The organism is Chitinophaga sp. SYP-B3965, assembly GCF_009647655.1.
Lineage (GTDB): Bacteria > Bacteroidota > Bacteroidia > Chitinophagales > Chitinophagaceae > Chitinophaga.
Window position 1 is genome coordinate 998006 of record NZ_WJFD01000001.1, and the last position, 11718, is coordinate 1009723.

An 11718-nucleotide genomic window follows, 5' to 3' on the forward strand; every position below is an offset into this window, starting at 1 on the left:
TTAAATCTATAGCCATGAAACGTTTTAAGATATGGTGGCTGGCTGTGTTATCCCTTATTGTAGCAGGGGAGAACAGCTTACAGGCACAACCCTCAGATAGTGCTGTGATAATGGTGTTAACGCATTACGACGTTAAACCTCCCTACCAGCAAAAGTTCCGGAAGGCCTTGTGGAATTATGTTTTTAGTTCCCTGAAGGCAGACGGCAATATAATGGCAGAAGCATATTATGAGGAGGGGAACCCTTCCGGCATATGGATGATTGAGCGGTGGAGCAGCCGGAGTTTTCATGATGAAAATATAAAAAGCGGGGTGGCGAAAGCCATCCTCGCTTTAACAAAGGATGGGCTGGCATCACCGGTTGATATTGTTTTCGCGGAAGACCTGGAACCTATTTCCAAAGAGGCCTACCGGAAAACGTTTAAGATCGGTGATCAGCCTATAACAATCATGTTGTTTGTAGATGCGAAGGAAGGTACGGAGTCTGTTTTTAAATCGCTCTATCATGTTGCCATGCCTGAATTCCGGAGCGAGCCAGGGGTTTTGACCTATCAACTCAGCCAGGTATCTGATGATAAGACAAAGTTTATTACGTATGAGAAATTCCGTAACGAGGCCGCATTTCAATATCATCTAAAGATCCCTGCCGTTGAACCAGTTATAGCATACCTGCGAACTTCTATCAAAGAGCAGCCATTTGAGAAAGGGCTTCACCGGCTGATCGAATTTGCACCGCTATTCCGGGAAGAGTAAATTAAATCAGCCCTGATCCTGAATAAGTTCGGGCAATTCCCTGATCAGATCAGCATTGGACGTTACGGGGAGTTAATATTTTTGCGTACTTTTCAGGCTCGAATTGGTTTTTCATGTCCCTAAGTACCAAAGCAGCAGCCTTTGCCTATACCGTGTTTTTTGTAATGCTGAGCATTGCTGCTCAGGCGCAGCAGCTAACCGCTAATTTTACACCCAGTAAAACAAGCGATTGCGAAAGCCTGATCACTAAATTTACGGATAACTCTACCGGTACCCCTGTTTCCTGGCAGTGGAACCTGGGGAATGGCTCCACCTCTACGCAGCAAAGCCCCAGCGCTTCTTATACAACGCCTGGTACCTACAAGGTAACATTGACCGTGAAGAATGCTGCAGGCGCCAGCAGTACTGTGGAAAAAACCGTTACCGTATGGGAAAAGCCCCAGCCGGATTTTACCGCAGGCCCTGCCAAAGGCTGCATACCCTTTAATGTTACTTTTACGGACAAGTCGAATCCTGTGAATGGGACCATCACTGCCTATAGCTGGGATTTCGGGGATGGCGCTACCGGTTCCGGGAGCAGCCCGATGCATACTTATAACAATGTATTGTCGCCCACGGTTACCCTCACTGTAACTAACAGCAACGGCTGCACGGCATCGAAACAGATCAGCAATATTGTAGACGCGGCGGCCACACTGGTGGCCAATTTTACGGTGCCTGATAAATTCCTTTGCACGGCTCCCGGAGCGCTGACCATCAATAACGCCACTACTGGTCCGGGTAACCTTACTTATCTATGGGATTTTGGCGATGGTGGTACGGCTTCAGATGCTAATCCTGCTCCGCATAATTATGAGGCCAAGGGCATTTACAAAGTAAAACTCACTGTTACCAGCGATAAAGGTTGTACCGCTACCAAAACATCCGAAGATATCAATGTGGCCAACTTTAAAACAGATTTCCAGTTACCGGCCAGCATCTGTGAGAGTAACCAGTATATCACCATCAATGCTATCAATAATCCGCAGGCAAACGCCCTTACCTGGAGTGTTGACAAAGGTTTCATTAGTAGCTATGGTACCTCTCCTTCTTATAATCCTTCTACCCCCGGCACTGTAAAGGTGACCATGACGGCAGATTATGGCAAATGCCGCGAAACCGTATCTAAAGATTTTGAGGTAAAACCTACGCCGAAAGCTGATTTTTCAAGCGATCAGGCTGCTATCTGCGATGTGCCTGCTACGTTGAAACTAACAGACAAATCGCAGGGCGCTACCAGCTGGAGCTGGAATTTTGGCAACGGGCAATCGTCCACCCAGCAGAATCCCACGGTCACTTACAACAGCCTGGGGTATTTCTACATAAAGCTTACGGCCAGCAATGCATCCGGCTGCTCCAGTACAACAGATCGTCTTGTAGAAGTGGTAAAACCGGAGGTTTTTGCCTATGCAAGTATTGTTGAGGGCTGTGAAGGAATAACTCCTTCTTTTTACAGCTCTGTGAATACCAGGGATCCCATTGCCACCTATGAATGGGACTTTGGCGATGGCAGTCCTAAATCGGCACTCGCTACGCCATCTCATACATTTAATAACGCAGGCACCTACCAGGTAAGGCTTACCTATACAACAGCCAATGGTTGTAAAGGAACAGTGGGCATGAATGGCTTTAGCACTATCCGGGTATATAAAAAACCCAAACCAGATTTTTCATCGCCGGAAGCACCCCAGATCTGTGGCAATAACTGGGTGCATTTCAACGGCACCACAGATGTGGGCAACGTCTGGAGCTGGAATTTTGGTGATGGCAGCTATTATGGTGACTACACGCAGAATACGGCGCATAGCTACAGAGAGCCCGGCACCTATACAGTAACCCTGACTGTTTCAAATGTCGCCTGCTCTGAAAAGATCACCAAAACGGCCTATATCAAAGCTGTGAATCCTTTCCCGCGCTTTTCCATGCAACCCATTAACTGCGCTAACCGCACAGAGATCGGCTTCGAAGAAAGGTCCGTCGGCACCATTACCAGCTGGAAATGGAGCTGGGGAGATGGAAAGGAGGATACCTACACAACAAAAACAAACCCCAAACATAAATACGACAAAACAGGCGGGTACAAGGTAAAGCTGACGGTTACAGATGGAACCTGTACGAGTTCCGATTCACTGAATATAAATGTGTACGCGCCATCGCCCGTTGTCATTACCACAGACAAGATAACGTTATGTGGTAATGAAACCCTCACGGCCAGCCTCGTGTCTGCAGACAGAGCTATATATAGCACGTACAGTAACAGTTTTTCGTGGCGCTCTTCAGATGGCACGCCCGGCTACTGGGATTATTATCCTTACAATTATGAGAAGGCCAGTTTTACAAACCTGAAACCCGGTAAGGATACCATCCGCCTGATAGCATATAACTTGCAGGGATGCCCGGATACCAGCAACGGGGTTGTTGTGGATGTACACGGGCCGTTGGCTAAATTCCTCTCTCCGCCTGTGCTGGAATGCCGGGGCACGGAACTCACCTTTATTGATCAGACGGATGTTTCCAAAGGGAAGCCCATAAAAACGTGGTCATGGGATTTTGGTGATGGTACTGGCGCAAAGATATTTACGGCACCTCCTTTCAAATACACGTACAATAAATCCGGCCGTTTCTATCCCAGGCTTACGGTCACTGATCAGGACGGTTGCACCAACACCACAGCCATGGGTGCCTATTTCCAGGTGAATGGTCCTAATGCGGATTTTAATCCCAGTGTTACACTGATACGGCCGGGTGGTACTGTATATTTTTACAATTATACTACGGAAACAGGGGGTAATGCTACTTACAACTGGGACTTCGGAGACAATACTTCCTCTGTACAAAACAGCCCGTCCAAAACCTATCCTGATAAAGGTATTTACACGGTGAAACTTTTGGTAAAAGACAATAATGGCTGTGCTGACAGTGCTAAAAAACAGGTGAAGGTTTCCAGTGTCAGTGCAAATTTCACCGTCACTACGTCGTTTGTGAATAATAGCGGCTGTCCGCCGGTGATAGCCCGTTTCACCAATACATCCGTTAACGCTTCCAGTTCCTATTGGGATTTTGGTGATGGGAGTTTTGCTACTATCAGCAATCCTTCTCATACTTATACCTATGCAGGGAAATATAAAGTGAAGCTGAAAGTAGTGGGTGATGCGGCTACTGAAGATGAATATGAACAGGAAGTAGAGGTAAAGGGGCCTTATGCTACTATCACCACATCGGCCAAAGGCGGCTGCCTGTCCAAAGAGATCGAGTTCAATGTAAGTGCCGTGAATGCTGTTAATTTTGCCTGGGATTTTACGGATGGTAATGTGATAGAAACAACGGAGTCTACCATCAAACATACTTTCAAAGAGCCTGGCATTTATAAACCGCGCCTCATCCTCTCAGATCAGGCAGGTTGCAAGGGTACTGCTTTCCTGGATGGCCCTATCGTGATAGACAAACTGGATGTAAAACTAACGGCAACACCGGAATTTGTGTGTGATGAAGGCTGGATCGCTTTTGCGCCCACCTTCTCCAGTTATTCCATTGATGAACTGAAAGAAGAAGCAGAATACAAATGGACATTTGATGCTGCACTGCAGGTGGAAAATGAAACCACTGCCACACCTCGTTTTTACCTGGATAAAACACAGGGATATAATTTCACACTTACCACTACTACCGCTTATGGCTGTACGCAAACGGTGAGCAAAACAGTATATGCTTATCCCAAACCTGTAGCGACTATTACCGCGCCGTTACAGGCCTGCCAGGATGAGGCGGTAAGTTTCAGCGGAGCGGTGAGCAAAGTGAATGATGTTACCTGGAAATGGGATTTTGACAATGGTAATACCAGCAATGTGCAGCTACCAACTAACCAGACTTATAGCAAGCCGGGCCTTTCCGGAGCCGTACTCATTGTTGCGAGTAAAGATGGCTGTAGCGATACAGCGCTTCATAATATTACAATACAACCTAAACCGGTGATCAATGCAAGCGCAGCATCAACGGTTATATGCCTCGGCAAAAGCACTACGCTGAGTGCCGGCGGCGGTATCACTTATCAGTGGTCTCCCGCACCGGACTTAAGCAATCCGCAGGTGCCTGATCCTATAGCAACTCCTGCTATAAATACTACTTACCAGGTGAAGGTAACAGACGCCAACGGCTGCGTGAATACAGATGACGTAAGCATCCGCGTGGCACAGCCATTCCGGATACAGGCTACACCGGATACTACCATATGCCTGGGGTATGCGTTGCCGTTATGGGTAAAGGGCGCAGATCATTATGTATGGAAGGGAGAGGGGCTGGCTGCTGCAAACATTCCTAATCCACAGGCCATTATTAAAAAGCAAGGCTGGTATACTTATGAAGTAACCGGTTATGATGCAGATGGTTGCTTTACACATGATACATCGCTGATGGTAAGTGTATATCCTGCACCCACCATTAATGCAGGACCAGATCTTACCAGGATGACAGGTATGCCGGTGCAACTGCGCGGGCAGGGTAGCCCGGATGTTATAAGATGGAACTGGTCGCCAACTGATAACCTGGACTGTGCCACTTGTGCGCAACCGATGGCTTCGCCCAATCTGTCCACCAAATATAAAGTAGAAGTGGAGAACAGTTATGGCTGCAAGGCTACTGATGAAGTAGTGGTGATGGTTACCTGCGATAAGGGAGCGGTGTTCCTGCCTACTGCCTTTACACCTAACAGGGACGGGGTGAATGAATGGTTCTATCCCAAAGGGCGGGGCATCAAAGAAGTGGCCTCGTTGCGGATCTTTGACAGATGGGGCAGCCAGGTATTTGAAAGAACGCATTTCCAGATGAACATCGCGAGTGCTGGATGGGATGGCACCTGGAAGAATTCGATAGCGCCTATGGGTAATTATGTATACGCTATTGAAACGGTGTGTGAAGATGGGACTACTTTCCTGTTCAGGGGTACGGTTACATTGATCAAGTAGTTGTTTTTATATATTAACAATTTTATACTCCTGTACTATGCCAAATCATTTCATTAAAACTCTGCTGGTATTATTTCTAACCATAGCTTCCATTGAGATCTTTGCGCAGGACAACAACTTTGAACAACTTTCAAAGATCCCTAAAGCCACAACTACCAATTTCCCATTAGATTATAAAATTGCGAGACCAAGACTTGAGTACCCTCATTGGGACCATGACTTTGATATTTATTACAATTTCCTTACGCCCACTTTAAGGAAAACGCAAGCCTCCCTGAGCCAAACCAGCAATGGCGTAGTTTCTACGATGACGCCCAATTCAATCATTCCTCATGCACAACTGGACACCGCAACAATAGTGGATGACCCAACGAAATTTATGGGAACATGGCGAATGATCAGTTTTCGTGCAATAAGATATAATGACTCCGTATTTATTCCCACAAAGGTGTACTACAGGCTTGCAGACACCCTTTTAGAGGATAAGAGTAGTGAAGAAGCTTTTGCCGTTATTTCGGACAATAATTTTAAACTTTATGCCAGGGAAACAGGAAAGACTGATTTCAAAAGAATGATCTCTGCCAAATATAAAATTGAGAACAGGCGATTTATGATGATGTATAAGCTGGTCAAGGCAAGTGCAGGCGTTTCACAAATCGGAATTGATGAAAAAGGCTACCTGATCCTGAATTACCCAAGCGTAATAGAGAATATTAAAAAGGGCGGGTACTTTTCCTATTATGCAATTGTTGAACAGTATATTTTTGAAAAGGTAAAATGAATAAAGAGAATGAATTTGCAGCAAAACATACAACAATTGCATGAGGTGTGGAGTTCGAACAAGGCTATTAAAGATACTTCTCAAACCCAAATTTCTTTTGATGATCTGACCAATTCTATTATCAGTACAGGTCCATTTTCTTTTTACATCATAGACTTCTTCGATATGTCACTTTCGCATATCAGTCCTTCCCTCTATGAAATGCATGGTTTTAATCCGGAAACTGTAACATTCAACGATATATTGGGCGCAATTCACCCGGAAGATATAGACTTTGTTGTAAGAGCTGAAGCATTTTTGACCAAATTCTTCTATGAAAAAGTGGGCCGGGATCAACTCCTGACATACAAAATAAGTTATAGCCACAGAGCGAGATTAAAAAACGGAGAGTACGTTCTTTTCAATCATCAGGCACTCATGTTGACAATGGATGATACCGGCGGATATGGTAAGTCCCTTAATATCCATACCCGTATAGACCATCTGAGTAATGCCAATACTTACCGGATATCCCTTATCGGACTGAAGGGCCAACCATCCTATATGAACATAGATCTTGAAGATGAGGGGAAAAATAAGATAGAATTTTCCAAAAGAGAAATAGACATTATCAAATTGATCGGCGATGGTCACAACAATGAGGATATTGGCAAATTGCTCTTCATAAGCCCATTAACGGTAAAAACACACAGAAAGAATATCCTGGAAAAATCGGAGTCTAAGAACACAGCACAACTCATAAAGAACTGTATGATCCAGGGGATCATTTAGACCTTACACTACATAACATACTCCTTAGAATACTCCTTTTGGAGTATTTTTTTTGGCGGGTACCCATGGTACATTTGTTTAATTTTTAAAAAATACACCTATGAGAATAAAAATTCTATTAACATTGTTTGGTTTGATGTTTACTGTACTGCAGGTAAGCGGACAAGCACATGATAATAGCCAGGGCGCATGTAAGTTATTTAAGAATAAAGCTATCGGAGATGGTGCAACTTGTCCTGCCTGCGTTGCGAAAATCGAGAAAGAACAGAAAGCAAGAGATGCTGAAAACAAGCGGAGAAATGATGTGATCATCGCTAAAGGAGAAGCAGACAAAAAGGCCGCTGAAATAGCCCGTAAAAAGCAGCTGGCGGACATGGCAGAGAAAAATAAAGTGACGGAGGTTGCTGTGACGATGCCGAAAAGTGCTGATGTGAAAAATAATGCCCCGGTTAAAAAAGGGTTAATTGAGAATAGTGATAAGGCCGTATTGAAAGTAACCGGCAATGGAAAAGGATTTAAAAATGAAAAGGATGAACTTCTTTTTGAAAATCCAGAGTGGGATAGAACATATAGTATTCAGGATGTGTCAGTGACAGAAACTGCTTTGAAAAATTTCGGTATTATTGATGTAAGGACAGGCTCTGGGAGAGGTCTGGGTGGATTTAGGGCTGATGTAGTCAATTCAAAAGGAGAATATTTGTTTAATGACCCAAACCTTAAATTCATTTGCCACATAAATGATGGTTGGCTTTTGATGGGTTTTTATAACTCTGAAAACTACTGCGTCTACAACCTGTTAACAAAGAATAAAATTAATTTCACCTCAATATCACAGTATAACTCAGAATTTGGCAGATATGTCTGGGGCCCCGCAATAGATCTTTTTTTGCCGATCTTTTCCGACGATGTAAAATTTGCGCAGACTTACAGTATTCAGGTGCAAGGAAAGGCAACAGAAGGTGGTTGGATTAAAAAGCATCTGATGAAATTATATCCTGCGGAACTCAATGCAGCGTTTCTCTCAAAACAAAGTTTTGTGCTTGTTCATACCAGTCAGCTTGCTTCATATTTAGGGCAGGAGTATGAATACAAATTTGAAGCAAATTATAATTCTGCTAATACCGTCATACTTTATTGTGTATCAAAAGAGGGTAAGTTAAGTACGATCAAATTAAAGTAACCTATGAAAAATATCATTGCAACATGCCTGCTTTTATTGGGCTCTCTCACCTTATGGGCACAGGATATTCCCTACGAAAAATTAGATTCTATATCTGCAGCCATCAGCCAATACCAGCTCAGATCTGATAAGTTGGTTTACAATGATGGAAAAGATGATTATGAATTAAGCTTTCCTGAAAACAATTTCCAGGTCCTTTACAGTACCAAAACCGCTACAAAGGTTGTCAATAAAAGATCCGGAGATAAGGAATTTGTGTGTATTACAGAAAATATAGACCTGGCTAAAGCAGAGGAGGTTTACCAGGTGCAATATCCTGGCCGCGCAGGTGTTTTGCGGATGAGCTTTCCGGAAGGTGTAAAGACGCAAATTTATACCAATGGAGTACTTACAAAAACGGTTAGAGAATATTATTTGGAGTTCTTTTTTAATAGGAGTGAAGATGGTTCTCAGAAAAAATTGCTGACTCAGTTAGATGATGTATTTAGCTCCTTAAAGCTTGGATCTAAAATTCCTAAAGAACAGTTTTTAAATGCTGATAAAAAAACAATACTAACGGCAGATGATGTAATAGACAGATTTATTGCTTCATTAGGTGGAGCAGAAAAGATACAGTCAATGAAGTCGGTCATTGCACGAGGTACTATCCTTACGCAGGGTGTACAGGTTCCTGTTCAGATGTGGTTCCTTCATGATCATGGTATGCGCATGGATATGGAGATCCAGGGCAAGGCCAATATAGCAGTTATGACTAAAAATGCTGCCTGGACACTCTTTCCGGTACAACGTCAGAAGAGACCTGTGGATGCAGATCCTGCAACCAGAAGAGAAGGTGCCGAAGAGTTAGATCTGACAGGTGATCTGTTTGACTATAAAACAAAAGGCAATACGGTAGAATTATTGGGAAAAGAAACAATAGGCGGGAGGGAGGCATACAAACTAAAACTGATCCGTAAAAGTGGAACTGTTGTATACCTGGTGATTGATGCCAAAACCTTTCTTCTAACAAAAAAAATAATGAACAGGAATGTGCAGGGGAAAATTGTTGAGGTTACTGAAACTATAAGCGACTACAGAAGGAATGCAGCTGGTTTCATCTACGCGGCTTCCTATCAATATGCTCCTGCGGGCACCCATTTGACCTATTCTAATTATGAAGTGAATGCAGCGGTAGATCAGAGATTGTTTGAGAAACCTTAATGCAGCACCAATAGAACAAAAGTAAATTGAGAATGCAGGCAGGAAAAATCAGCGGGTGGTATTTGAGGTTTTTAGGTGGATTTAGCGGGAATTGATGTGTTTTGCGGTAATTGGGGGTTTATGATGGAATTGGTGTCAATTGAGGTGATTTGAGCATGCTTTTTTGTCAGGTACCCCGGGTTAATACGGGATGGATACGGGATTGACACGGGATTGATACGGGATTGCTACGGGATTACTACGGGATTACTATTGGATTGGGGGCGGGGTAACAAATCCCAAAAGAAAACAGAATTCACCCGTAAATTTGCCCCATGAAGATCTTAATCATCGAGGATGAAGTAGAACTGGCAAAAAGCATGGGTAGTTATCTTTCAGACGAAAGTTACTTATGCGAATATGCAGCCACCTATTCTCAGGCCCTGGAAAGGATTGATTCCTTCGATTACGATTGTATCCTTCTGGACCTGATGCTGCCAGGTGGTGATGGCTTTCAAATCCTGAAGGAATTGAAGGAGCAGAAGAAAAATGATGGCGTGATCATCATTTCGGCGAAAAACTCCATGGACGATAAAATAAACGGTTTGAGGATCGGTGCGGACGATTACCTCGCCAAACCTTTTCATTTGCCTGAACTGGCCGCCAGGGTATATTCCCTGATCAGGCGCAAACACTTTGGCAGTGTAAACGTTATTGAACAGAACGAGATCCGGGTGGATGTGTTGGGTAAGGCGGTTAGTGTGGATGGAAAACCTATGCTGCTCACAAAAAAGGAATTCGACTTATTGATGTATTTCATTATCAATAAAAACCGGGTTGTCTCCAAAGCAGCGCTGGCCGAACATCTCTCCGGGGATGTTGCGGCATTGTTTAACAGTTATGATTTTGTATATTCTCATATTAAGAACCTTAAACGGAAACTGAACGAGGCTGGTGTTGGACATTATCTCAAAACAATGTACGGAAGCGGCTATAAATGGGAAATATGAGTAAACTGCTGAACTATTCCCTTAAAAGGATTGTGATCTGTGCTGCCGTTGTGCTGGCCTGCAGTATCCCTATCTACTACCTGGCATTAAGCAGGCTGTGGCAGTATGAATTGGATGAGCATAATGTGATCGTAACAGCTGAAGCAGGACGGGAGGACAAATTATTGATCATCGGTGCGGTAACGCTTTTGAGTGCGCTGTTCTTTGCCATCCTTTTAGGCGCCCTGATCCTGCTTAACCGCAGATTATCCCGCGGCATGTGGCAACCCTTCTATCAAACCCTGAAACAGATCAAACGATTTGACCTGGATAATCCTGACAATATTCATTTTGAGCAAACGGGCATTGCGGAGTTTGATGAACTGAATGAAAGCCTGAAAAGATTACTGCAGGCTAACATCACCGTTTATAACCAGCAAAAGGAATTTGCGGACAATGCCTCACATGAACTGCAAACACCGCTGGCCATCGTGCAGTCCAAGCTGGAATTGCTCTCTCAAAGCAAAACGATCGATGATGAACAGTATCATTTAATTGAAGCGGCGCAGTCCGCACTTACAAGAGCCGGTCACATCAACAAAAATTTACTCCTCCTTACCAAGATCGAGAACAAGCAGTTCGCTGATAAAGCGTCAATAGACCTTTATGCATTGGTGCAGGACCTATCTACACAGTTTGCGCCGTTCTTTGAAGAAAAAGGCTGTGAACTACGGGTAGATGCACAGCATCCGCTTATTGTGGAAGGGAACAGGAACCTCATTGAAATTCTGATAGGTAATTTACTGACAAATGCCATAAGGCATACACCGGGAGCAGGAATTATCAACGTTCATCTTGATACGGATCGTTTAACTGTTTCCAACCCCGGAACGGAGCCACTTAACAGATCGCAATTGTTTAAACGTTTTGCATCGGCTTCTCAACATTCACCCGGTACCGGCCTTGGTTTAGCATTGGTAAAGCAAATAGTGATCCGGTACCAATGGAACGTGGAGTATGCGTTTAGAGACGGGAACCATCATTTCTATTTGATCTTCAGCTGATC

At 43.9% G+C, this 11718-nt stretch carries 8 protein-coding genes; all 8 read left to right on the forward strand.

The window, feature by feature from the left end:
• Positions 1–14: 14 nt before the first annotated feature.
• The 8 genes from GFS24_RS03895 (at position 15) to GFS24_RS03930 (ending at position 11716) form a co-directional block, all read left to right on the forward strand.
• Positions 15–752 carry a putative quinol monooxygenase gene (locus tag GFS24_RS03895; protein WP_173002962.1) on the forward strand — a complete coding sequence of 246 codons (738 nt, stop codon included), beginning with the start codon at positions 15–17 and terminating at the stop codon, positions 750–752.
• Between the two features lie 113 nt (positions 753–865).
• The gene (locus GFS24_RS03900) at positions 866–5752 is read left to right on the forward strand and encodes a PKD domain-containing protein (RefSeq protein ID WP_153658256.1); all 4887 of its coding nucleotides are present in this window, start codon (positions 866–868) and stop codon (positions 5750–5752) included.
• A 37-nt stretch (positions 5753–5789) separates the two neighbouring features.
• The gene (locus GFS24_RS03905; protein ID WP_153658257.1) at positions 5790–6533 is read left to right on the forward strand and encodes a hypothetical protein; all 744 of its coding nucleotides are present in this window, start codon (positions 5790–5792) and stop codon (positions 6531–6533) included.
• Between the two features lie 9 nt (positions 6534–6542).
• Positions 6543–7304, forward strand: coding sequence for a LuxR C-terminal-related transcriptional regulator (locus GFS24_RS03910; protein ID WP_216647353.1), 762 nt, complete (start codon positions 6543–6545; stop codon positions 7302–7304).
• 100 nt (positions 7305–7404) lie between these two features.
• Entirely contained in the window at positions 7405–8484 is a 1080-nt protein-coding gene (locus GFS24_RS03915) for a hypothetical protein (protein ID WP_153658258.1), read from the forward strand.
• Positions 8485–8487: 3 nt separating this feature from the next.
• Complete coding sequence (locus tag GFS24_RS03920) at positions 8488–9684, forward strand: hypothetical protein (protein WP_153658259.1); 1197 nt, start codon at positions 8488–8490, stop codon at positions 9682–9684.
• A gap of 314 nt (positions 9685–9998) precedes the next feature.
• Positions 9999–10673 (forward strand): response regulator transcription factor, encoded by a 675-nt coding sequence (locus GFS24_RS03925; protein ID WP_153658260.1) that lies wholly within the window; start codon positions 9999–10001, stop codon positions 10671–10673.
• The gene (locus GFS24_RS03930; RefSeq protein WP_153658261.1) at positions 10670–11716 is read left to right on the forward strand and encodes a HAMP domain-containing sensor histidine kinase; all 1047 of its coding nucleotides are present in this window, start codon (positions 10670–10672) and stop codon (positions 11714–11716) included. The genes GFS24_RS03925 and GFS24_RS03930 overlap by 4 nt, the downstream gene beginning before the upstream one ends.
• The last annotated feature ends 2 nt before the right edge of the window (positions 11717–11718 follow it).